Consider the following 22,926-nt stretch of genomic DNA (forward strand, 5'->3'; position numbering starts at 1 on the left):
ACAATCGAAAGGGTTCCTCACATATTTTGCGCCAAGCCACAACGGAGTTGCCCTTGTCCGAAGAAAACCGGCCCTACAGGTGGTACAAACTCGCCTTCAAGGTGCTTTGGGATGCCTATTGCCACTTTTCCGACGACGATGGTTGGGCGATGGCGAGTCATGTGGCACTCTCGGGCCTGCTGGCTCTCTTTCCATTCCTGATCTTCGGCACGGCGCTGGCCGGTTTCCTCGGGGCGGGCGGTTTTTCCGAAACGGCGATACATCTGCTTTTCGATACCTGGCCGGCGGATATCGCGGCACCTATCGCATCCGAAATCCAGCGCGTCCTGACCATGCCTCGCGGCGGCCTTCTGACCGTATCCGTGCTGGCGGCAGCCTATTTCGCTTCGAATGGGGTCGAGGCGCTGCGGATTTCACTCAATCGAGCCTACCGCGTCACCGAAACCCGACCCTGGTATGTGACGCGCCTCGCCAGCCTCGGCTATGTGGTGATCGCGGTCGTGATCTTTGCCGTGATCAGTATCCTTCTGCTTGCCGTGCCTGTTGCAATGCGGTTCGCTGAAACGCGCTTTCCCTGGCTGATCAGCGATCTGGCAAGGGCCGCCAACTGGGGCCTTTACGGCACGGGGCTGCTTTTGATGATCGGTCTCCTGCTGTCGCATAAATGGCTTCCGGCGGGGCATCGGCGGATCATCGACATCCTGCCGGGCGTGCTGATGACGATCGCCTTGTGGATCGGCTTCGGCCTCGGCTTTGCTGCCTATCTCTCGACCTTCGCCAATTACGCCGCGACCTATGCGGGTCTGGCGTCGATCATGATCGTGCTGATTTTTCTCTACATGGTCGGCGTGATTTTCATGCTGGGGGCCGAACTCAACGCCGCCCTGATGAAGTACCGGGTTTATTCGGTATTCTCCCGGTTGAGGAATGAGCGTCGCCGGCGCGAGGAAGCGCTCTCAAAGACCGACGAGGCGGCGGATGTCGTGGGGAGCGAACCCCTGGTCGCGGAGCGCCGCGAGCCCCGTTGAGCCCTCGCTTTTCGAGAGTTTCTTGCCGTCCGGCCCAAGGATCAGCCTGTGGTGGTGATAGACGGGTTGCGGAAGCTCAAGCAATTCCTGCAATAACCGATGCACGGCGGTCGCTTCGAAAAGGTCCAGCCCGCGCACCACATGGGTAATGCCCTGGGCCGCATCGTCCACCGTTACCGAAAGATGATAGCTCGACGGCGCATCGGAGCGGGAAAGCACCACGTCGCCCCAGGCCGTGGGGTGCGCAGTGATTTCGCCGCGTGCGTCGTCACCCGTCTCCGTCCATTTCAACGCATCGCCCGTCAACCGGAGCGCCTTGTGCATATCGAGCCGGAAAGCGTGCCGCACGCCCTTTGCAATCAGTAACTGCCGTTCCGTCTCGCTGCGATGCCTGTCATCCTCGGGATAGAGCGGCGACCCGTCGGGATCGCGAGGCCAGCTCTTCCCGCTCTCCTCATGCTCCGCGACCCTGGCCTTCACCTCTCCGCGGGTCAGGAAGGCGGGATAGACAAGGCCCATTTCCATCAGCCGGTCCAGCGCGGCGCGATAGTCGTCGAAATGCTCCGATTGCCGCCATACCGGTTTTTCCCAGTCCAGCCCAAGCCAGGAAAGATCGCGATAGATCGCCTCCTCGAATTCCGGCGTGCAGCGGGTGAGGTCGATGTCCTCGATGCGCAGCAGGAAGCGCCCGTTCGCATTTTTTGCCATGTCATGGTTGAGGACCGCCGACAGCGCGTGGCCAAGGTGAAGCAGGCCGTTCGGGCTTGGCGCAAAACGATAGACCGGTTTATCAAGGGACAGGGCGGGCATGGCTTCTTCTGCCATGCTTTTTGACAAACGGCCATGGGAAAGGCTGAAGGGCCTGATGGATATCATCCGCGACCATTCGGATATCGAGGCAGGCCTCGATGCGCTTGTCCGCCTTGACCCGCGGCTTGAAGCGATCGTCGAAGCCTCCGGCCCAGTGCCGCTGCGCCTCAGCAGGCCCGGTTTCGAAGGCCTTGCCTCGATCATCGTATCCCAAATGGTATCGAGAGCGAGCGCGGAAGCGATCTGGAGGCGAATCACTGCGGTGGGGCCTGTAACGGCCGCCGATTATGCGGCGCTTTCCCCGGATGTTGTTGCGACATTCGGCCTCTCGCGGGTAAAGGCGGCGACGCTTCTCAATCTTTCCACAGCTATTTCGGAAGGGCGTTTCGATCTCGATACCATCGGCGAATTCGAAACGGCGGAAGCGATCCGGCGGATAACCGCGCTTCCCGGCATCGGCCCGTGGACGGCGGAAGTCTATCTGATGTTCAGCAGCGGCCATCGGGATATCTTTCCCGCCGGGGACGTGGCGTTGCAGGCGGCGGTCGCGCATGCGTTCGGCCTGGAGGCTCGTCCCTTGGCCAAGAATCTGGCGTCCATGGCGGAACTCTGGAGCCCGTGGCGATCAGTCGCGGCGCGGCTTTTCTGGGCTTACTACGCGGCGAAAATGCGTCGCAGCGTCACGCCCCTGGTGTGAAGGCGGGGTCGAGTTATCTCACTGCATTTATTGGGCTTCACAATCCTGTAACAACAGACCTAATATAGAAAGTACAGATGCCGAATCGGGTAGGAGCGTCACTTGACGATTGCAGTCTCCCCGCAGGCCCTGCCGGCGCTCGTGCTGAACGCTGACTACCGGCCGCTGAGTTATTATCCCTTGTCGCTGTGGTCCTGGCAGGACGCGATCAAGGCGGTTTTCCTCGACCGGGTGAACATCATCGCGGAATACGAACAGTCGGTCTGCTCGCCGAGTTTTTCGATGAGACTGCCGAGCGTCGTCAGCCTCAAGACTTACGTCCAACCGACCCGAAACCCGGCCTTTACCCGGTTCAACGTCTTCCTGCGCGACAAGTTCGAGTGCCAGTATTGCGGCGAGCATGACGATCTCACCTTCGATCACGTCATCCCCCGCGCCCATGGCGGCGAGACGACCTGGGAGAATGTCGTGGCGGCCTGTTCGCCCTGCAACCTCAGAAAGGGCAGCAAGCTGCCGAAGCAGGCCGGCATGTTCCCGCATCAGAAGCCCTACCAGCCGACGGTGCAGGATCTGCACAACAATGGCAGGCTCTTCCCGCCGAACTACCTGCATGAAAGCTGGATGGACTATCTTTACTGGGATACGGAACTGCAGCCGTAAGGCGGCCGGCCATCAGAAGGGTTCGATCATGTGAAGGCCGCCTCAGGCGGCCTTTTTCGCACCGACGAATGCGATGGCTGCGAGGATGACGCTGGCGATGACGTTCCAGCCCGCGAAGGACAGGCCCAGCACACGGAGCGCCGCTTCCGTGCACGAGGGGCCATGCACGGCGTTGAGATCGGCGAGCAGGTTGCCGGCATTGGTGGTCACGCCGGCGCCGCCTCCGCAGCTCGCCGGACCCTCCCAGAAGCCCCATTCGACGCCCGAGTGATAGACGCCCATGCCGGTGCCGACGAGCATCATCACGCCGATAACGACGAGCAGCGCACGGGTGACCCAGGCGGGCAGACCGATTGCGGCGGCGATAATGGCCAGAATGCCGACCGGAATGCCGTAATAGTAGGGGTCGCGCTGCAGCAGGCAGAGCGCACAGGGAATATAGCCGCCGATATACTGGAAGGCGAGCGCACCGCCCACGGTCGCGGCCATGCCGAGCGTGACGAGAACGGCGTAGCCGATACCGGCGCGGGAGCGAGGGGTGGAAGCTGTCAGCGCCATTGCGCTCTTCTCCTGTTTCATTTTTGGCTCACTTAGAGCAGATCAGGCAGTGCTGTAAATGATCGCGGGCGAGACACATCGTCTCCATTCCGGCACTTTTTCGTGAGTTTGCGGAGGATTTGTGGTGTTATTTCTCCAAAAGAAGGCTATCCGGAAATAGCGCGACGATCGGCGATCGGTTCCCGGCTGCAAGCCGCAGCCATGTACTCGGTAAAGATACAATTCATGTTCAAGACGGATGTCTGCATAGTTTCAGCCCGACGGCCGGATCTGCTCTCCGAAACCCTTTCGAGCCTGTCACAACGGATTTTCAGCAACATCGATCTTGTCGACGTCTACATGAACCTTGACCCGATCTTCGGCGACGCCAAGGATCACGAGGCCTGTGTTTCGCTGTTTCGGGGCCATTTTCCGACGGGCGTGCTTTTCGAGCCGGAGGCCCCCGGATTCGCCAACGCAGTCCACAGACTGTGGCTGGCGACAACTGCCGATTTCGTCATGCATTTCGAGGACGATTGGGTTGCCTTGACTGATATCGGTGAGGAGGCCTTCGAACCCTTTTCCGACCCTACTGTCGCTCAGATCTCCTTCCATACCGAGGAGAAGAATTGGGACGTCAAGAAAAACGGACATCTTCACCGGAAGAACGAATACTTCAGGCTTGCCGGCGTGAAGCTTCCGAAATTTACGCGCAGGCCGATCTTTACGACCTCGCCGTCAATCCTGAGAGGTCCCTTTGCCCGTGCATGTGCCGGGCTTATGGACGTAACAAAAGATCCGGAAAAGCAATTCTATTCAGATGTTAATCAGCCCCTTCAGGCCTATGTCCGCAAATACGACAACTATATTTTCTCCCCTGAGAACAAACCGGTGATCAGGGACATCGGCCGGAACTGGAGAGAGGAAAAAGGGATCAAAAAGATCATCAGGGACTCCAGCTCTTTCTGGGAGGCCAGCTGACCGGAAAACTCCAATTCCCGGCGGTCCAATGTTTGGGATCAGTGCGACCACCAAGGCTCTAGTCGGAGCCGTTTGAAACTTCAGTGGCAGGTCATTCGCAAATGAAATCAAAGCGCGGAAATTGAAATGGTGCCCCGTGCCGGAATCGAACCAGCACTCCTTTCGGAACCTGATTTTGAGTCAGGCGCGTCTACCAATTCCGCCAACGGGGCACTTTGGTAACGGCAAGCGCTCTAGCACGGGGCTGCAAGCCGATGCAAGAATGAAGTGCCGGTTACCATCTCGAAAGACTGTGACAAGTCCGATACTGCCTTGCAGCCTGTTCCCGATAGCTCCTTACGTTAACGGGCTTCCGCACACCTAGGTCCCCCCGGCGGTCCTCTTGTGCTTTAAGTTTCGAACATGTTAGCTGGTGCAGCAAAATGAGAAACATTGCCCATGAAACTGCCTGCCGGCGCCTCCTATGAGGACCTCATCCGCGATTTCGCCTGGAATATTCCATCCAGGTTCAATATGGGCGAAGTGGTCAGCGACGCCTGGGCCGCGGAGCATCCCGACCGCATCTGTCTTGAGCATTTCAGCCCGGACGGCCGGCATCTGGCACTGACCTATGGCGCGCTATCGGGGCGGTCTGCGTCGCTCGCCAACGCCTTCCTGTCGCTCGGTTTGAAGCGTGGCGACCGGATCGCGCTTCTCCTGCCGCAGAGTTTCGAGACGGTCATCGCCCATGTGGCGATCTACAAGATGGGCGGTATCGCCCTGCCGCTTGCTTTGCTCTTCGGGGCGGAGGCGCTGGAATACCGGTTGAAGGCATCGGGTGCCGCGGCCATCGTGACCAACGCGTTTGGCCTCACGCGGCTTGCCGGTCTCAGGAACAAGCTGCCGGACCTCAAGCATGTGATCGTCACCGAGGATGCGCCGCTTGGCACAGGCCTGATCTCGTTCGACACGCTGATTTCCGCTCATCCGCCACTTTTCGAAGTGGCCGAGACCGGTCCTGACGATCCGGCGCTGATGATCTTTACGTCCGGCACGACCGGTCCACCGAAAGCCGCGCTGCACGGCCACCGGGTGCTCGCCGGCCATATTCCCGGCTTCCAGCTCGGCCATGAATTCGCGCCGCAGGAAGGCGACAGGATCTGGACGCCGTCCGACTGGGCCTGGGCAGGCGGACTGCTCAACGTGCTGATGCCGGCGCTGATGCTCGGAATACCGGTAGTCTCGTCGCCGGCGCAGAAATTCGACGCCGACATGGCCTTCCGCATCATGGCGGAGATGAGGGTACGCAATGCCTTCATTCCGCCGACGGCGTTGCGGCTGATGAAATCGGTGGAGAAGCCGCTCGAAAAATACGATCTGAAACTTCGCACGATCGCCTCGGCGGGCGAGGCGCTCGGGCGCGAGACCTATGAATGGGCGAAATCAGCGCTGGGAGTGACGGTCAACGAACTGTTCGGCCAGACGGAGTGCAATTTCGTTCTGGGATCGGCGTCCAATCTCGGCGTCTCGCGCGGCGGTGCGATCGGGCGCGCCGTGCCCGGCCACCACGTGGCCATCGTTGATGAGAAGGGCATCGAGGTGCCGGTTGGCAAAATGGGCCAGATCGCCATCCGCCGGCCAGATCCGGTGATGTTCCTCGGCTACTGGAACGACGAAGCCGCAACGAAGGTCAAGTTCGTCGGAGACTGGCTGATGACCGGCGATCTCGGCCGGCAGGATGAAGATGGCTATGTGGAATTCGTCGGCCGTGACGACGACGTCATTACTTCATCCGGTTACCGCATCGGTCCGAGCGAGATCGAGGACTGTCTGACGGGCCATCCGGCGGTAAGGCTTGCGGCCGCCATCGGAAAGCCCGATCCGGTCCGCACCGAAATCATCAAGGCTTATGTCGTCGTAGCGCCAGGGTACAGCCCAAGCGACGCGCTTGCGGCGGAAATCCGCGAATGGGTGAAGACGCGGCTGTCCATGCACGAATATCCGCGCGAGATCGCTTTCGTCGACGACATTCCGCTGACGACTACCGGCAAGGTCATCCGCCGGCTGCTGCGCGAGAAGGCGGCCGCGGAATAGATTTCAGTCTCCGCGGCCGGCGATCGACAGGATCTTCTCTCTCAGGATACGGGCCATGTTGCGGGTGTTGCGATAGCGGTGAAGCTGGGCGGCCACCTGACGCACGTCGCGGTCGCCGTTCTGGTTGAGCCCGATGACCAGCGTGCCCATTTCCTCGCGCTCTTCCCAGAACCGGCTCATGATCGGATGATCCGGCACGGCGCAGCTATCGGTACGCATGATGTTGGCGTCTTCCAGATGCCATTCGGTGAGCTTGATCATCAGGAGCTTGCCTGGCGAGTAGGAGGCAAAATCCTCGTCATAGGCCGTCTTCCAGGTATAGGCCTCGCCGGCCATAACGAAGACGATGAGCGAGGCAATGGCGCGGCCGTCGAAATCGACGGTATGGATACGCACCGCGTCGACCTCGGCAAGGTTGGTGATCGCCTCGCGGGCGAAGGCCGAACGGTATCGGTCGTTGATGAGCGCCGAGCGGCGCCGGCCCTTCCAGCCCTTGGCTTCGAGCAGAAGGAACTCTTCCATGCGTACCCGGACCTCTTCCGGCTGGCGCGCGACGGAATAGGCGAGCGTCCCCTTGGTTTCCAGTTTGCGCCAGAGGCGGCGCATCTCACGAACGTGATGCGGGGAGATCGCGTGCTTCAGGTAGGTCTCGCCGTCAGCCAAGCTCTCCAGCATCGGTCTCTGGAACGGATCGGTCACGGTGACCGGCAGGTTCCGGCTGATGGCAACCGCCTTGGCAAGCTGTGCGAAGCGGCCGTTGAGCCGCACGTCCGGCAGCACGAGCACGGAAGGAAGCCGCGCCTCCCGCAGGGCCAGAGCTTCCAGAAGGTTGTCGATCGTCTCGGCCGCATCTTCGGCATCGACGAGCGGGGTGCCGAGCGGGCCGAACGGGTTTGCCCAGGTGCGGATGATCGACGCGCCGATCGAGAAGCCCGGTCTTTCGATCGTAAAGGGCATCAGCAGCCGGAGCCGGCTGCGGTTGTTGCTCTCGTCGCGGATCAGCGCCAGGTGCACCTGCTTGTCGTCGACGCGCGGCATCGCGGGGGCCAGCAGCCGGGCCGAGAAGAAGATGTTCGGTTCCATGGCGCGGTTCGACAGGAATTCGAGCTCTTCCTGCAGGTCGTAGCCGAGCGCTGCGGGATAGAGGCAAAGCTCGCGCCCCGGGCGGCCGACACGCAGGCGGGTATCGGCATCGGGACGGTCGGCGCGGAAAGTCCGGATTACGGAAAGCCCGCCGCCGCCATTGTCTTCGAATTCGCCACTGATCGGAGGTTGGGCCATGATCACGAAGCCTTTGAAGGAACGGAGGGCACGGGGCCGGCGAAGGCGAAGAGCACAATGCCGAGCGTCCGGCGGACGGCAACATGCAACAGGATGGCTTCGACCATCATAGCGGCGGCTGTCGCCATGGCGGCCCCGGTGAGCCCGAGCGGCGGGATCAACACTATGTTGAGGCCGATGCTTACGGCAAGGGTTGCGGCGTAAAGCAGCACGCAGAGGTTCTGGCGACCGGCCATGCTAAGCAGCACTTCGCCGGGACCGACCATCGATTTGGCCAGAATACCGGCGAATAGGATCGCCATCAGCGGGTATCCGGCCGTGAAGCCGGGGCCGAAGAGCGAGAGCAGCATTTCGCCGGCGGCAAGGGCGCAAAGGCCGATCGCAAGAGACGGCCAGAAGCTCCAGCGGGTGGTCTGACCGGCAAAGGCGGCGAGTGCGGTCATGTCCTCCTCAGCCATGATCGCGGAAAAGCGGGGGCCGGCGGCGGCCTTGATCGAGAAATAGACGAACTGGACCAGCACGATGGTCTTGGCGGCCGCATAATAGATGCCGACCTGATCCGGCGGGAGATAAAGGCCGACAACCACGACATCGGCATTGGTCAGCAGGAAGCCGATGCCGTCGACCAGGAAAAGCGGCAGCGAATAGCGGAACCAGGCGGCCGTCTCGAACGTCGTCGGGCCGGTGCCGTATTCCCGGCGCAGCCGCAATGTCAGGCGTAGGAGCTGCGAAAGCGTCGTGACATAGGTTGCGGCAAGTGCCGCCTGCATGGCGGTGACGGCTGTGAGCGGCGCGCCGAGCCAGAGAGCGAGAAGCATGAAGGCGAGGATCAGCGTGGGCCGGATCAGATAGGTGGGGCTCAGCGCCGTCGCTGTCCAGCCGTTCGAGCGCGCGGTTCCGTCCAGCACGTCTCCCAGCGCAATCATCGGTATGGTGAAAAATGAGAGTGCGACCGGAATGAGGTAATAGGGTTCGATCCTGTCACCGAAGACATACAGGAAAAGAAAGCCGAGGCCCGCGACCGTGCTCGCCGAGGCAAGCGCCACGAGGCGGACGGCGAGATTAAGTCCGCGCACCGTCGCCATCTCGCCCCGCGCTCTGTGCTGGTGCAGGAAACGGATGACGGAGGTGTGGAAGCCGAGGCAGGACAGGTTGCCGGCGAGCACGACCAGAACCCAGACGAAAGCGAAGATGCCGTATTCGAATTCGCCCATCAGGCGGGCAAGAACGATCTGCGAGACGAAGGCGATGGCGGCACTGGCGACACGGATGACGAAGGCGGTGAGCGCCTGCCGCTGGGCGCGGCTCGTTTCGTTGTCATCAGTGATGATCGCGTCGAGCTTGCGTATCAGCGGGGCGAGCCGGGCACGTAAGCCAGGCGGAAGCAATCTCTCCGCTGTTTCGATAACCGCCATGATGGGCACGCAATACTCGTAACGACGACGGGAACAATGGCGGAAAGTGTTGCCACAGCAGGGTTAAGAAAGGGTTCGCCGGGCCGTCAAAGTATTCACGATCTTCCGCTCTGGTCGCGGCTTTCGACCCGGCCGGCCGCAGTGCCGTGGCCGATCACTGCGAGGGCGAGTGCTGCGACAACGAGCCCGGTGGCGATGGCAAAGGCCGATCGCATGCCCGTGGCTACGGCCCCCGGAGAGGCGATGCCAATATCTGCGCCGGTGGCGGCGGCAAATACCGCCCCCATGACCGAAGCGCCGGTCGTGAGGCCGAGATTGCGGGACAGGTTGAGCATCCCCGAAATCACGCCCCTCTCCCCGGAGTGGATATCGGCCATAATGCCCGTGTTGTTGGCCGCCTGGAAGAGCGCATAGCCCATCGTCGTGAGGATGATGGGGAGAAGATAACCTGGGATGCGGTACGTTGCCGGCAGGGTTGCGAGCAGGCAGGCCCCGGCAGCCATGCCGGTCAGCCCGATGATCGTCGCCGAGCGTGCGCCGAAACGATCGGTGATGCGGCCAGCGGGGATGCCCGTCAGCGCTGAAACGACCGGCCCGGCCGAAAGTACGAGCCCCACTCCGGCCGCATCGAGGCCAAGCGCGTGCGACAGGTAGAAGGGACCGACCACCAGCGTCGTCATGATGACCGCCGAAATAATCGCGCTCATCGCCAGGCCAGAGCTCAGAGCGGCATTACGCAGCATCGACAATCGCAGCAGCGGTGAGCGGGTTTTCGCTTCGGCGAGAACGAAGAGGCCAAGCCCGGCCAACGCTGCTGCGAGCAGCCCGAGATTGAGGGGACCGAAGCGACCTTTGCCCATGGTCATCGCCAGGGCGTAGGCCGCGAGTGTTGCGGCAAGCAGAAGTGTTCCCGTGCCGTCGAAACCCGGATGCGGCTCGGATCTTTCCTTGTGGTCATCGGGGAGATGCCGACGAATGAGAAGAATGGCTGTGACGCCGACCGGCACATTGACGAGGAAGATCGCCGGCCAGCCTGCCGTCGCGATGAGGATGCCGCCGAGAGAAGGCCCGAGAGCCGTCCCGACCGCCGACATGGTTCCGAGCAATCCCATCGCGCTGCCGGTTTTGGCTTTCGGCACGATATCCGCGACAGACGCCATGGCAAGCGCCATCATGATGGCGGCGCCAGCGCCCTGCGCCGCACGGGCGGCGATCAGAATGCCGAGTGTGGGAGCGGTGCCGCAGAGGATCGAGGCGATGGTGAACAGCGCGATTCCGGAGAGAAGAAGCCGGCGTCTGCCAATCATGTCACCCAGCCTGCCGGCGCCGACGATGAGCGTCGTGATGGCGAGGAGATAGGCCAGCAGCACCCATTGCACGTCCTGGAAGGAGGCCGAGAACGCCTGCGCGAGCGTCGGCAGGGCGACATTCGCGCTGCTCGTGCCGAGCGACGACAACAAGATCGAGAGCGACAGGGCGACAAGCGCCTTCCGGCTCGGAGGAATACTTTCCGCCGTGCCCGTCGCGGGGGTCGGTATGGTGATCGGTGACATCTCCGAGGCTCCGTTCTGCCGCCTGCATGGTCGGCGCGGTAAATCTAGCCTCAGGCCTATCGTGGCGGAACGCGCATCATTTGCATTTTATTCGTGCATCTGGCGCCATATCATTCGGCGAGGTCCGTGCTATTGTTCGGCGCATGTCACATCCGGACCTCAACCTGCTTGTCACCCTTGATGCGCTGCTTGCGGAAGGCAGCGTGGCCCGTGCCGCCCGGCGGCTCAGACTCAGCCCTTCGGCCATGAGCCGGGCGCTGGCGCGATTGCGGGAGGCGACGGGCGATCCGCTGCTGGTGAGGGCAGGGCGCGGTCTCGTGCCGACGCCAAGGGCGCTCGAACTCAGCGAGCGCGTCGGCCTGCTTCTCGAAGAGGTCGAAGCGGTGCTGCGGCCGGCTGAGGCACTCGATCTTTCAAAGCTGACCCGGACGTTCACGCTTCGCGCAAGCGACGGTTTCGTGGAGAATTTCGGCCCGGATCTCATTGCTCGGGTGAACCGGGAAGCGCCCGGCGTGCGGCTCCGCTTCGTGCCGAAGCAGGACAAGGACAGCGGTCCCTTGCGCGACGGCAGCGTCGACATGGAGACTGGCGTAATCGGCAAGGCAACCGGTCCTGAGGTTCGGGTGCAGGCATTGTTCAGCGACCGCTTCGTCGGCGTCGTTCGTGCAGACCATCCGCTGAGCGCCGGTCAAATGACGCCGTCCCGCTATGCCGCAGCCAGGCATGTGCTCGTCTCTCGGCGCGGTTCCGAGAAAGGCTATCTGGACGATATCCTTGAAATTCAGGGGATCAGGCGAGAGATCGGGACGATGGTCGGCGGCTTTGCCGCGGCGCTGGCCCTTGCTCGGGCATCGGATCTGGTCGCAACGGTTCCCGAATACCATACGCGTGACCTGCGGGCGGATATGTTCAGCTTTGCCCTTCCGGTACCGGTGCCGGAGATCACGATATCCCTCTTCTGGCATCCGAGAATGGATGCCGATCCGGCGCATCGCTGGCTGCGTGGCTGTGTGAGGGACGTTTGCGCCGCTTCGGCAGGGCAAGGCCGCGCCGAAGCTTAAAGCCTCACACCTGCTCGAACGCGCCGTGGCAGTGCTTGTATTTCTTGCCTGATCCGCAGGGGCAGGGCTCGTTGCGGCCGATCTTGCCCCAGGTGGAGGGGTCTTCCGGCCGGCGGTCCTGCGGTGCCGCGAGGAAGTTCTCGCCGTCGAGGCCACTCACCTCGTCCATGCCGGTCGTGGCGTCGAGATGATGCGCTTCGAGAACCGGCGGCGGTTCCGGTGGCTGCGGGTTCTGCACCAGTTCGACGCGCATCATCTGTGCGGTGACCGCCTCGCGGAGATTGGCAAGCAGCGCCTGGAAAAGCTCGAAGGCCTCCGCCTTGTATTCCTGCAGCGGGTCGCGCTGGGCATAGCCGCGGAAGCCGATCACCGAGCGCAGGTGGTCGAGATTGACGATGTGCTCGCGCCAGAGGTGGTCCAGCGTCTGCAGCAGCACGGAGCGCTCGACATAGTTCATGATATCCGCACCGAAGCGTTCGCGGCGATCAGCGGCGGCCTGGTCGGCGGCTTGCGTGATGCGCTCGCGGATATCGTCCTCGCCGATGCCCTCTTCCTTGACCCAGTCCTCGATCGGCAGATCGAGGTTCAGGAGGCGTCCGGCATCCTCGCGCAGGCCTGCCGCATTCCACTGTTCGGCATAGGCCCTTTCGGGAATGTGCTTGGCAACGATGACCTCGATCACCTCGTTGCGCATATCCTCGACGATCTCGGACACGTCTTCCGAATCCATCATTTCGATGCGCTGTTCGAAAATCACCTTGCGCTGGTCATTGGTGACGTCGTCGTATTTCAGAAGGTTCTTACGGATGTCGAAGTTGCGGGCTTCGACCTTCTTCTGGGCGCGCTCGAGCGCCTTGTTGATCCAGGGATGGACGATCGCTTCGCCTTCCTTGAGGCCGAGCTTCTGCAGCATGCCGTCCATACGGTCGGAACCGAAGATGCGCATCAGGTCGTCCTGGAGGGACAGGTAGAATTTCGAGCGGCCCGGGTCACCCTGGCGGCCGGAACGGCCGCGCAGCTGATTGTCGATACGGCGGCTTTCATGGCGCTCGGTGGCGATGACGTAGAGACCGCCGGCGGCCAATGCTTTTTCTTTGAGGCTCTTCACCTCCTCGCGGATCGCCGCTTCCTTCGCCCTGCGCTCGGTCTCATCCTCAATGCCTTCGAGCTCTCGTTCGAGGCGCATCTCTACATTGCCGCCGAGCTGGATGTCGGTGCCGCGGCCGGCCATGTTGGTAGCGATCGTGACCGCGCCCGGCACGCCGGCCTGCGACACGATATAGGCTTCCTGCTCGTGATAGCGGGCGTTCAGCACCTGGAACTTATCGAAGCCCGACTGGCGCAGCAGGTTGGCGAGCAGTTCGGATTTCTCGATCGAGGTCGTGCCGACGAGCACCGGCTGGCCGCGCTCGTGGGCGGCCTTGATTTCGTCGATGATCGCTTTGAACTTCTCCTCGAAGGTCCGGTAGACCTCGTCGTCCTCGTCGATGCGGGCGATCGGCAGGTTGGTCGGGACTTCGACCACTTCGAGCTTATAGATGTTGCCGAACTCCTCCGCTTCGGTCGAAGCCGTACCGGTCATCCCGGCGAGCTTTGAATACATGCGGAAATAGTTCTGGAAGGTGATCGAGGAGAGCGTCTGGTTCTCCGGCTGGATCTGCACCTTTTCCTTGGCTTCGAGCGCCTGGTGCTGGCCTTCCGAATAACGACGGCCCGGCATCATGCGGCCCGTGAACTCATCGATGATGACGATCTCGCCGTTGCGGACGATATAGTCCTTGTCGCGGGTGAAGAGCTTGTGGGCCTTCAGAGCGTTGTTGATGTGATGGACGATCGCGACGTTTTCGACGTCGTAGAGGGATTCGCCCTTCAAGAGGCCGGCCTGGCGCAGCAGGTTTTCCAGCTTTTCCGTGCCGACTTCCGAGAAGTTGGCGGAACGCTGCTTCTCGTCGATCTCATAGTCTTCCGGCGTGAGTTGCGGAATGAAGGCGTCGATCGTGTTGTAGAGGTCGGAACGGTCGTCGAGCGGGCCGGAGATGATCAGCGGCGTGCGGGCCTCGTCGACCAGGATCGAGTCCACTTCGTCGACGATCGCATAGTTGTGGCCGCGCTGGACCATCTGCGCGCGCTCGTATTTCATGTTGTCGCGCAGATAATCGAAGCCGAGTTCGTTGTTGGTGGCGTAGGTGATGTCGCAGGCATAGGCCGCGCGGCGTTCCTCGTCGTCGAGACCGTGGACGATGACGCCGGTCGTCAGGCCGAGGAAGCCGTAAAGCCGGCCCATCGTCGTCGCGTCGCGACGGGCGAGGTAATCGTTGACAGTCACGACGTGGACGCCCTTGCCGGCGAGCGCGTTCAAATAGACGGGCAGCGTCGCCACCAGCGTCTTGCCTTCGCCGGTCTTCATCTCGGCGATCGCGCCATCATGAAGGATCATGCCGCCCATCAACTGCACATCGAAGGGCCGCATGCCGAGCACCCGGCGCGAGGCTTCACGCACCACGGCAAAGGCGGGGATCAGGAGGTCGTCCAGCGTCTTGCCTTCGGCCAGCAGCTTCCTGAATTCCGCCGTCTGGGCGGCAAGCTGCTCATCGGAGAGAGCCTTGGTCTTCTCCTCGATCGCGTTGATCGCGTCGATCCTCGGCGTGTATCCGCGCAGGCGGCGGTCGTTTGCCGAACCGAACAATTTGCGGGCGATGCCGCCAAGGCTGACCATACGAATGGTCCTTTCTGAATCAGTTCTATCGGGATCGCGGGCCGGGCGGCCCATCATCATCCGATGACGACAAAATGACCCGCCACGTCCGGAAACTCTTCTGGACGCAAAGTTGCGTGACAGATAAGAGGGGGGTCGAATGATGTCAACGGTGGCGGCCGATACAGAATGGCCACATTCCGGTGTTTGTGAAGGTTTTCCGGCCGGAATCAGGCATTCTGAAACCGGTGCCCTATTGAAAGGTGAATTGATGTTGCGCCACAAATTTCTCGTAACGGCCGCGCTCGCTGCTGCAATTTTCTCCCAGGCTCCGGTGTTTGCGGCGGAAGATCCGGTCGTGGCGAAGGTCGGCAGCCTGGAAATCCGCCAGTCGGAACTCGACCTGGCCGTCCAGAACCTCGACCCGCAGCTCGCCCAGCTTCCGGACGAGCAGAAGAAAGTCGCCGCCCTTTCCGGCGCCATCGACGTCAAGCTTCTCGCATCGGGTGCGATCGCCGAAGGCGTCAAGGATACGGACGACTTCAAGAAGCGGATGGCCTATATCGCCGACCGTGAACTTCATAACGCCTATTTCCGCAAGCATGTCATCGATGCTGTCACCCCGGAAGAGGTGAAGGCCCGTTACGACAAGGAAATCGCCTCGATTCCGAAGCAGGAAGAGGTGCATGCCCGTCACATCCTGGTGAAGACGGAAGATGAGGCGAAGGCGGTCATCGCCGATCTCGACGCCGGCAAGGATTTTGCCGAGATCGCCAAGGAAAAGTCGCAGGATTCCAACAAGGATGAAGGGGGTGATCTTGGCTGGTTCGGCCCCGGCCGCATGGTTCCGGAATTCGAGGAAGCCGCTTTCGCCCTCGAAAAGGGCGCCTACACGAAGACGCCCGTCAAGACGCAGTTCGGCTTCCATGTCATCAAGGTCGAAGACAAGCGCGACGCTCCCCCGCCGGCCCTCGAACAGGTCGAGGACCAGGTCAAGCAGCTCGTGATGCGCGACAAGTATGTGGCGCTGATCGAGAAGGCCAAGAGCGAGCAGAAGGTCGAGATCGTCGATGAGGCCCTCAAGAAGGGCTATGACGAAGTCAACAAGATGCAGGGTGCAGGCGACGCCCCGGCTCCGGCCCAGCAGTAATCACTTTGAAAAAGGCCCGGATTTTCCGGGCCTTCTCTATATTTCCACAGGTCCTGAAGATGTCCGCTTCCGTTTCGCCGCTCGCCCCGAAATCCTATCCCGACATGCCGGCATTGCGCGGCGTGCGCATGGCGACCGCCGCCGCCGGGATCAAGTACAAGAACCGTACCGATGTGCTGCTGATGGTTTTCGACCGGCCGGCCGCGGTGGCGGGCGTCTTCACGCGCTCCAAATGCCCTTCCGCGCCGGTGGATTTCTGTCGCGCCAACCTGCCGCACGGGATCGCTCGCGCGGTCGTCGTCAATTCCGGCAATGCCAATGCATTCACCGGCATCAAGGGCAAGGCCGCGACGGCACTGACCGCGAAATCCGCGTCGCAAGCCGTGGGCTGCGGGGAGAACGAGGTCTACCTCGCTTCGACCGGCGTTATCGGCGAGCCGCTAGATGCGACGAAATTCGCAGGCGTGCTCGGCGACATGAACAGGACCGCCGCCGGCGACTTCTGGCAGGAAGCGGCCAAGGCGATCATGACCACCGACACCTACCCGAAGGTCGCGACCCGCACCGCGGAGATCGGCGGCGTGAGGGTGACGATCAACGGCATCGCCAAGGGTGCCGGGATGATCGCGCCGGACATGGCGACGATGCTCTCCTTCGTGGTGACCGATGCGGACATCGCCTCGCCGGCCTTGCAGACCCTGCTTGCCGCGGGCGTCGGCCCGAGCTTCAACTCCGTCACGGTGGACAGCGATACTTCGACTTCCGATACGCTGATGCTGTTCGCTACGGGTGCTGCGGCCGACGACGGCCAGCTCCGCGTCGAGAGCGCGGACGATCCTCGTCTTCAAAGCTTCCGCGCCGCGCTCGACGATCTGCTCAAGGACCTGGCGCTGCAGGTCGTGCGGGATGGCGAAGGCGCCCGCAAGATGGTCGAGATCACGGTGACCGGCGCCGAGAGCGATGCGGCCGCGAAAGTGATCGCGCTGTCGATCGCCAATTCGCCGCTGGTCAAGACGGCGATCGCCGGCGAGGACGCCAACTGGGGCCGCGTCGTGATGGCCGTCGGCAAGTCCGGTGAGATGGCCGACCGCGACCGGCTGGCGATCTGGTTCGGTGACGTGCGGGTCGCGGTCGAGGGCGAGCGCGATCCCAGCTATTCCGAAGCTGCCGCCACCGCCGTCATGAGGCAGCAGGACATTCCTGTGAAAGTCGATCTCGGCCTTGGCAACGGCACGGCGACCGTCTGGACTTGCGACCTCACCAAGGAATATGTCGCCATCAACGGCGACTACCGGAGCTGATCATTTGATGCAGGCATCATCTCCGCAGAGCAAACTGCCTCTGGTTCGCCGGCTGGAGGCCGTGGGCTTCCGGGCCTGGCCGGCGGCTTCCGTCGTCTATGACGGGAGCTGGCAGGTACGGCTCACCGGCGGCCATCCGTCCAAACGGCTGAATTGCATCGTCCCGCTCGATCCTTCCGATCATCGCGATATGGAGCAGCGGCTCGAAAGGGCACGCAAGCGGTTCGAGACCTATGGCCGGCCGCTCATCGTCCGCGAGACGCCGCTCGCTCCTCCCGCCCTCATCGACCATCTCAAGGCGAACGGATGGCGGATGTTCGAGACGGTCGACGTGCTGACTGTCGACCTGACGGCCCTGGCGCTGCCGGATACGCTCGACTACCTGCCGAGTCACGACATCGGCCGGTTCATCGACGCCAGCCTTGCTGTTGAAGGCGAAAACATCGCGCTGAAGCCGGCGCTTGCCGAAATCCTCTCAGCGATCAAGCCGCCGTCGGGCTTCTTCATGAAGGAAGACCCGGCGAATGGCGCGGTCGCCGTGGCGCTCTGCGTGCAGGACAACGATCTGGCCGGCATCATGTCCTTTGCCGTGGCGGAGGCCCACCGGCGGGAAGGCATCGGCACGCAGATCCTGTCTTCGGCATTGCGTTGGGCCCGCATCAGCGGTGCGCGGCAGGCCTGGCTACAGGTCGTCTCCACCAACGCGACGGCACTGGCGCTTTACCGGAAATTCGGCTTTCGTAAGGCCTATGAATACCATTACTGGCGGCGGGAAGGGTGAGGATGAGCAGCGAAACACCCCGCAAGCTGGTACTGGTCGCGGCCTGCGCGCTGATCGATGCGGACGGGCGCATCCTTCTGGCGCAGCGGCCCGAGGGCAAGACGCTCGCCGGCCTCTGGGAATTTCCCGGCGGCAAGGTCGAGCTGGGCGAAACGCCGGAGGAAACGCTGGTGCGCGAACTCGAGGAAGAGCTCGGTATCACCACCAAAATCCCGTGCCTTGCGCCGCTCACCTTCGCCAGCCACACCTACGAGACCTTCCATCTTCTGATGCCGCTTTATATCTGCCGGCGTTTCGAGGGCATCCCGACCGGTCGGGAAGGCCAGGCGATCAAATGGGTCAGGCCGAACGCGCTACGCGACTACCCCATGCCGCCGGCCGACGAGCCGCTGGTACCCATTCTTCAGGACCTGCTATAGAGCGCCGTGCGTCCACTCGGACGCACAAAGGACGCTCTAAATTATTGAATCTACGCATCGTGCTTTCCGAAAATCGATTCTGATTTCCGGGCCGATGCTCCAGGTCGTTGCCGCGGCTCAATCGTTCAAATTAGAATGACCGAATTCACTCGTTGTTAAGGGATCGTTTAGCCGCGTGTGATATTTTTGGGCCTCATCATCTGGTAACCGCGTTGACGAGGCTATGAAGGCATGGACGAGGAATTCTGGAAAACCGTGCGCGGCCGGCAACAGGCGCGGCACAGTTTCGGCAGGACCGGCGCGCTCAACATCGCACTCCTGTTCGGCACGGCTGCCATCGCTCTTTCGCTGATCATCACGCCGATGCTGGCGGGCCGCAATCACGAGCGTCAGCTGGGGCAGATTCAGGATGACTTCGACCTGATCACCACGGGCGCCATCAAACCGGCCGAAAAGAGCACGAAACATTATACAATTCGCCGTAGTGTCCTGCAGGAGACACCGGGCACGGTCTGCATCGTCGAGGGCTACGGAGCCGATAGCGACTGCTGAAGCCGTAGCCGTTTTAAGGCGCCTGGGTTCGTCCATTTCAGGCCGAAGGATAATTCATGCGTCTTTTCAGCTCTCTCTTTAAGAATAACAGCGGCGCGACGGCCGTGGAATACGGCCTGCTCATTTCGATCCTGGCACTGACCCTGTTTGTCGCATTGGGCGATTACTACGAGTTGATGAACAATATGTTCGGCGGGATTGCCGATGCCTACGAGGACGCCACGCCTTAGAGCGAGCTACTCCGTCCCTCCGCGCAGGGCGTCTGCCAGCCGCATCCTGGCGGACCCGGGTTTCAAGGGCTGCTGCTGGCTTTCGTGCGGCGACCAGCCTGAGGCGTAGATGATCGAGAAGGTCGCGCGGATGCGGCCGTCCGGATCGGAATAGCGCTCGGCATAGAGCTCCGCAGCCCTCACGAAGAAGCGCCTTGGCACCGGCACGCGGCTGCGTCCGGCAAGCGGGTTCGTCATGCCCATGGCACGCAGGTCCCGCATCAGCGGGAAGAGCGAGTCGTAGCGCACCGTATAGGTCTCGATATCGACTACCGGCAGCGTGAAGCCGGCGCGCTGCAGAAGCCCTCCGACATCCCGGACATCGGCGAAGGGGATGACGCGCGGGCTGGCGCCGCCCAGCAATTCCGCTTCAGCCGACAACAGGACGTCGCGTAATTCGGCAAGGGTTCCCGCGCCGGGGATGGCGGCCAGGAAAAGCCCGTCCGGCTTCAGCGCACGGCGGACGCGGATCAGCGTGCCGGGCGTATCGTTGACGAGGTGCAGCGACAGCGGCGACAGCACCAGGTTGACGGATTCCGGTTCCAGCGGCACGTCCTCCCAGGGAGCGGGTGTCACCGTCTCGTCATCTCCAGCGAAGGCCTGGCTGGTTTCGATACGGCGCATGGTGCCGATCTTGCCGGTCGCCAGTGCATCACGGGCGGCGATGCCGGTGCCGCCATGCAGTTCGACGGCGGTCTCGAACCGGCGTTCGACGACGGCAAGGCGGTCCGCCAACTCGCGGCCGGCGATTTCCAGGAGGAAGGCGGCCTTGTGATCCCCACCGGCGAGGGCCCGTTTGCGCCTTGCCTCGATCAGCCGTTCATCGAAAAGAATTTCCATCGTACCAAACCCGTATCCTGCTGTCGCAAAGGCTCTCTTCATTCGCTAAAGTCAACCCATGTCCGCCGAGCCGAATGCCAATGCCCTTCGATTTGTAGCATCGTTTGCCGCAAGGTGGACGAGATGGCTCGCCGACCTTGTCTATCCGCCGGTTTGTCCCGGCTGCGGGGTCAGCACCGGGGCGCATGGCGGGTTCTGCCCTGCCTGCTGGCGGGAAATCCGCTTCATCGAACGACCCTATTGCGACGTGCTCGGCCTGCCGTTCTCCTACGATCCGGGACAGGGCATGCTGTCGGCCGAGGCGATCGCCAATCCGCCCGTCTTCGACCGGCTGCGGTCCGCCGCGATCTTCGAGGGGCCGGCGCGCGAACTCGTCCATTCGCTGAAATATAGGGATCGCACCGATCTCGCACCAATGATGGCCGGCATGATGCTGCGCGCCGCCGAAGGCCATGTGGCGAACTCGGACGGCATCTTGCCGGTTCCGCTGCACCGTTCGCGGTTCGCTTCAAGGAAGTTCAACCAGGCGGCAGAGCTTGGGCGGCACCTGGCGCAGAAGTCCGGCCGGCCGTTCCTGCCGTCGACTCTTGTCCGCGTCAAGCGCACCAGCCGGCAGGTGGGGCTTTCGGCCCGAGCCCGCGAGGACAATGTGCGCGCCGCTTTCCGGGTCGCGCCAGGCCATGAGGCGGACGTCTTCGGCAAGCGGCTCGTGCTGGTCGACGACGTCTTCACGACCGGGGCGACCGTTTCTTCCGCCACCCGCGCGCTGAAGAAGGCAGGCGCTGCGGAGGTCACGGTTTTGACCTTTGCAATGGCCGTTTCCGGGCCTATATGACGGAAGATGACAGTTGCTCGCAGCCTTTTCCCGGCTTCTTTCCCACCTGGCTGCGCCCGGAGACGTTCATGGCAGATGTGACCATCTATACCCGCGAATATTGCGGCTATTGCGCCCGCGCGAAGGCTTTGCTCGAGTCCAAGGGCATCAAGTATACCGAGCATGATGCAACCTATTCCACGGAGCTGCGTGAGGAAATGATCCAGAAGGCCAACGGCCGTTCGACCTTCCCGCAGATCTTCATCAACGGAACGCATGTCGGCGGCTGCGACGACCTTCATGCGCTCGACCGGGCCGGCAAGCTGGACCCGATGCTGGCAGCGTGAGGACAGGGCGATGACGTTCAAGGCAGCAGCGATCCAGATGTGCTCCGGCGTTGATCCGCAGAAGAACGCCGCCGACATGATCCGGCTGGTGCGGGAAGCAGCAGCGCATGGCGCGACCTATATCCAGACACCAGAAATGACCGGGGCTCTTCAGCGGGACCGCAAGGCGATGCGCGACATCCTGCGCGACGAGACGAATGACATCATCGTTTCGACCGCACGCGACCTCGCCGGCGAACTCGGTATCCATCTACATGTCGGCTCGACGGCGATCGCAAGGGACGACGGCAAGATCGCCAACCGGGCCTTCCTCTTCGCTCCCGGCGGCCGGCTGGTTGCGACCTATGACAAGATCCACATGTTCGACGTCGATCTCGACAATGGCGAGAGCTGGCGCGAAAGCTCGGCCTACGAGCCGGGCGTCGCAGCGCGGGTCGCCGACCTGCCGTTCGGCAAGCTCGGCTTCGCGATCTGCTACGACGTGCGTTTCCCGCAGCTTTTCCGCGCCGAGGCGCTTGTCGGTGCAGAGATCCTGACCGTGCCCGCCGCCTTCACCCGCCAGACGGGCGAGGCCCATTGGGAAGTGCTGCTGCGCGCCCGCGCCATCGAAAACGGCGCCTTTGTGATTGCCGCCGCCCAGGCAGGGGTTCATGAAGACGGTCGCGAGACCTTCGGCCATTCGATGATCGTCGATCCCTGGGGCAAGGTGCTGGCGTCCGCCGGCGGCACCGGCGAGGCCGTCGTATTGGCCGAGATCGACATCGCCGCGGTGAAGGCCGCGCGCGTCAAAATCCCCAATCTCAAGAACGCCCGCGAATTCGCGCTGGACACTGTGTCCAATGTGGCGGGAGGTGTTGCCGCTTGATCAAGTATACGCTGACCTGTGAAAATGCTCATACGTTCGAGGGCTGGTTCTCCGAAAGTGCCGATTTCGATCGTCAGGTCGAAAGCGGCTTTCTCACCTGTCCGGCCTGCAATTCCTCGTCGATCTCCAAGACGCTGATGGCGCCCTCCGTTTCGACGGCGCGCAAAAAGGAAGAGAAACAGGCGATGGTCATGGACCTTGCCCGGCAGGAGGCGATGGCCAAGCTCAAGCAGGCGATCGCCGAGATCAAGGCCAATGCGGAGGACGTGGGCGAAAAATTTCCCGAGGAGGCCCGCAAGATCCACTATGGGGAAGCGGATGCCCGCGGCATCATCGGCCAGGCGAGCCTTAGCGAGGTGCGCGATCTTCTCGAAGAGGGCATCGAGGTGGCGCCGATGCCGGTGCTGCCCGAGGACACGAACTGACCTCGTTTCCGCAAAACTTCATTCCAAAGAACCGGAAGGGCTGGATGGAGTGAAATCCGTCCGGTCTTTCGTATATTCGTTGGGATGAAGTGTAGCAGGGCAATGAGGGGCGGGGATGATCAGTCTTCGGGAAAGAGGATGCTCCTGTAGTCCTGTGCGCCGTGGAGAATTCTCAGAATGGATATCTCGTTGCCGAGAACTTCATAGAAAATGAGATACTGCCCATGCGGTCGACGGGAGATGACCGCTAGTTTTAGGAAAGACTCTGGAAAAGGCGAACGGCATTTCCGCCAATTGAAGGCACTTATTCTCCAGCTCCGTGACAAAGGTATCAGCGCGAACCTGTGACTTTCACGGCTTCAGCCATCGGTC

General features: G+C 62.1%; 24 protein-coding genes and 1 tRNA gene. 16 read left to right on the top strand and 9 right to left on the bottom strand.

Annotation, left to right across the window (positions count from 1 at the left end):
- Positions 1 to 53 precede the first annotated feature (53 nt).
- A complete protein-coding gene (locus J2046_RS17315) occupies positions 54 to 1,028 on the top strand; it encodes a YihY/virulence factor BrkB family protein (protein ID WP_052183099.1) in 975 nt (324 codons plus the stop codon).
- On the opposite strand, the gene gluQRS is transcribed toward J2046_RS17315, so the two are convergent.
- A complete protein-coding gene (gene gluQRS / locus J2046_RS17320; protein ID WP_210053892.1) occupies positions 957 to 1,853 on the bottom strand; it encodes a tRNA glutamyl-Q(34) synthetase GluQRS in 897 nt (298 codons plus the stop codon). The two genes, J2046_RS17315 and gluQRS, sit on opposite strands and share 72 nt — an antisense overlap.
- Here gluQRS and J2046_RS17325 point away from each other — a divergent pair.
- Positions 1,837 to 2,535 (top strand): DNA-3-methyladenine glycosylase family protein, encoded by a 699-nt coding sequence (locus J2046_RS17325; RefSeq protein ID WP_210053894.1) that lies wholly within the window; start codon positions 1,837 to 1,839, stop codon positions 2,533 to 2,535. The genes gluQRS and J2046_RS17325 overlap by 17 nt on opposite strands.
- A 102-nt stretch (positions 2,536 to 2,637) precedes the next feature.
- Positions 2,638 to 3,195, top strand: a complete 558-nt coding sequence (locus tag J2046_RS17330; RefSeq protein ID WP_037157127.1) for an HNH endonuclease — start codon at positions 2,638 to 2,640, stop codon at positions 3,193 to 3,195.
- Between the two features lie 42 nt (positions 3,196 to 3,237).
- On the opposite strand, the gene J2046_RS17335 is transcribed toward J2046_RS17330, so the two are convergent.
- Complete coding sequence (locus tag J2046_RS17335) at positions 3,238 to 3,747, bottom strand: disulfide bond formation protein B (protein WP_411828514.1); 510 nt, start codon at positions 3,745 to 3,747, stop codon at positions 3,238 to 3,240.
- Positions 3,748 to 3,978: 231 nt separating this feature from the next.
- Between J2046_RS17335 and J2046_RS17340 the strand changes: the two genes are divergently transcribed.
- Positions 3,979 to 4,713, top strand: a complete 735-nt coding sequence (locus J2046_RS17340; protein ID WP_210053897.1) for a hypothetical protein — start codon at positions 3,979 to 3,981, stop codon at positions 4,711 to 4,713.
- Positions 4,714 to 4,840: 127 nt separating this feature from the next.
- Here J2046_RS17340 and J2046_RS17345 read toward each other — a convergent pair.
- Positions 4,841 to 4,925, bottom strand: a tRNA-Leu gene (locus J2046_RS17345).
- Positions 4,926 to 5,151: 226 nt separating this feature from the next.
- On the opposite strand from J2046_RS17345, the gene J2046_RS17350 reads away from it, so the two are divergent.
- Complete coding sequence (locus tag J2046_RS17350) at positions 5,152 to 6,786, top strand: AMP-binding protein (RefSeq protein ID WP_210053899.1); 1,635 nt, start codon at positions 5,152 to 5,154, stop codon at positions 6,784 to 6,786.
- Positions 6,787 to 6,789: 3 nt separating this feature from the next.
- Here J2046_RS17350 and J2046_RS17355 read toward each other — a convergent pair whose 3' ends face one another.
- The 3 genes from J2046_RS17355 to J2046_RS17365 all read right to left on the bottom strand — a co-directional run bounded on the left by J2046_RS17355 (position 6,790) and on the right by J2046_RS17365 (position 11,035).
- Positions 6,790 to 8,067, bottom strand: a complete 1,278-nt coding sequence (locus J2046_RS17355; protein WP_210053900.1) for a GNAT family N-acetyltransferase — start codon at positions 8,065 to 8,067, stop codon at positions 6,790 to 6,792.
- 2 nt (positions 8,068 to 8,069) lie between these two features.
- Positions 8,070 to 9,482, bottom strand: coding sequence for a lipopolysaccharide biosynthesis protein (locus J2046_RS17360; RefSeq protein ID WP_210053901.1), 1,413 nt, complete (start codon positions 9,480 to 9,482; stop codon positions 8,070 to 8,072).
- 95 nt (positions 9,483 to 9,577) lie between these two features.
- The gene (locus J2046_RS17365; protein WP_210053904.1) at positions 9,578 to 11,035 is read right to left on the bottom strand and encodes an MFS transporter; all 1,458 of its coding nucleotides are present in this window, start codon (positions 11,033 to 11,035) and stop codon (positions 9,578 to 9,580) included.
- Between the two features lie 143 nt (positions 11,036 to 11,178).
- On the opposite strand from J2046_RS17365, the gene J2046_RS17370 reads away from it, so the two are divergent.
- The gene (locus J2046_RS17370; RefSeq protein ID WP_210053906.1) at positions 11,179 to 12,096 is read left to right on the top strand and encodes a LysR family transcriptional regulator; all 918 of its coding nucleotides are present in this window, start codon (positions 11,179 to 11,181) and stop codon (positions 12,094 to 12,096) included.
- A gap of 4 nt (positions 12,097 to 12,100) precedes the next feature.
- Here the strand turns inward: J2046_RS17370 and secA are convergent, their stop codons facing one another.
- A complete protein-coding gene (gene secA / locus J2046_RS17375; RefSeq protein WP_210053908.1) occupies positions 12,101 to 14,812 on the bottom strand; it encodes a preprotein translocase subunit SecA in 2,712 nt (903 codons plus the stop codon).
- 250 nt (positions 14,813 to 15,062) lie between these two features.
- Between secA and J2046_RS17380 the strand changes: the two genes are divergently transcribed.
- The 6 genes from J2046_RS17380 (at position 15,063) to J2046_RS17405 (ending at position 19,224) form a co-directional block, all read left to right on the top strand.
- Complete coding sequence (locus tag J2046_RS17380; protein ID WP_210053910.1) at positions 15,063 to 15,941, top strand: peptidylprolyl isomerase; 879 nt, start codon at positions 15,063 to 15,065, stop codon at positions 15,939 to 15,941.
- 59 nt (positions 15,942 to 16,000) lie between these two features.
- The gene (gene argJ / locus J2046_RS17385) at positions 16,001 to 17,242 is read left to right on the top strand and encodes a bifunctional glutamate N-acetyltransferase/amino-acid acetyltransferase ArgJ (protein ID WP_210053912.1); all 1,242 of its coding nucleotides are present in this window, start codon (positions 16,001 to 16,003) and stop codon (positions 17,240 to 17,242) included.
- A 7-nt stretch (positions 17,243 to 17,249) separates the two neighbouring features.
- Positions 17,250 to 18,023, top strand: a complete 774-nt coding sequence (locus tag J2046_RS17390; RefSeq protein ID WP_210053914.1) for a GNAT family N-acetyltransferase — start codon at positions 17,250 to 17,252, stop codon at positions 18,021 to 18,023.
- A 2-nt stretch (positions 18,024 to 18,025) separates the two neighbouring features.
- Positions 18,026 to 18,442: an 8-oxo-dGTP diphosphatase MutT gene (gene mutT, locus J2046_RS17395; protein WP_210053916.1), complete on the top strand. Its 417-nt coding sequence runs from the start codon at positions 18,026 to 18,028 to the stop codon at positions 18,440 to 18,442.
- 231 nt (positions 18,443 to 18,673) lie between these two features.
- On the top strand, positions 18,674 to 18,994 hold the full coding sequence (locus tag J2046_RS17400; RefSeq protein ID WP_210053918.1) for a hypothetical protein: 321 nt from the start codon (positions 18,674 to 18,676) through the stop codon (positions 18,992 to 18,994).
- 56 nt (positions 18,995 to 19,050) lie between these two features.
- Positions 19,051 to 19,224 carry a Flp family type IVb pilin gene (locus tag J2046_RS17405; RefSeq protein WP_210053920.1) on the top strand — a complete coding sequence of 58 codons (174 nt, stop codon included), beginning with the start codon at positions 19,051 to 19,053 and terminating at the stop codon, positions 19,222 to 19,224.
- A gap of 6 nt (positions 19,225 to 19,230) precedes the next feature.
- Here J2046_RS17405 and J2046_RS17410 read toward each other — a convergent pair whose 3' ends face one another.
- Positions 19,231 to 20,103 (bottom strand): methyltransferase domain-containing protein, encoded by an 873-nt coding sequence (locus J2046_RS17410; RefSeq protein ID WP_210053922.1) that lies wholly within the window; start codon positions 20,101 to 20,103, stop codon positions 19,231 to 19,233.
- 58 nt (positions 20,104 to 20,161) lie between these two features.
- On the opposite strand from J2046_RS17410, the gene J2046_RS17415 reads away from it, so the two are divergent.
- The 4 genes from J2046_RS17415 (at position 20,162) to J2046_RS17430 (ending at position 22,554) form a co-directional block, all read left to right on the top strand.
- Entirely contained in the window at positions 20,162 to 20,938 is a 777-nt protein-coding gene (locus tag J2046_RS17415; RefSeq protein ID WP_210053924.1) for a ComF family protein, read from the top strand.
- A gap of 68 nt (positions 20,939 to 21,006) precedes the next feature.
- Positions 21,007 to 21,264 carry a glutaredoxin 3 gene (grxC, locus tag J2046_RS17420; protein WP_210053926.1) on the top strand — a complete coding sequence of 86 codons (258 nt, stop codon included), beginning with the start codon at positions 21,007 to 21,009 and terminating at the stop codon, positions 21,262 to 21,264.
- Positions 21,265 to 21,274: 10 nt separating this feature from the next.
- Entirely contained in the window at positions 21,275 to 22,129 is an 855-nt protein-coding gene (locus J2046_RS17425; RefSeq protein ID WP_210053928.1) for a carbon-nitrogen hydrolase family protein, read from the top strand.
- Complete coding sequence (locus J2046_RS17430; protein ID WP_210053929.1) at positions 22,126 to 22,554, top strand: DUF1178 family protein; 429 nt, start codon at positions 22,126 to 22,128, stop codon at positions 22,552 to 22,554. The genes J2046_RS17425 and J2046_RS17430 overlap by 4 nt, the downstream gene beginning before the upstream one ends.
- 119 nt (positions 22,555 to 22,673) lie before the next feature.
- Here J2046_RS17430 and J2046_RS17435 read toward each other — a convergent pair whose 3' ends face one another.
- Positions 22,674 to 22,880, bottom strand: a complete 207-nt coding sequence (locus tag J2046_RS17435; protein ID WP_233469865.1) for a type II toxin-antitoxin system RelE/ParE family toxin — start codon at positions 22,878 to 22,880, stop codon at positions 22,674 to 22,676.
- Positions 22,881 to 22,926: the final 46 nt, after the last annotated feature.

The organism is Neorhizobium petrolearium (assembly GCF_017873175.1).
Lineage (GTDB): Bacteria > Pseudomonadota > Alphaproteobacteria > Rhizobiales > Rhizobiaceae > Neorhizobium > Neorhizobium petrolearium.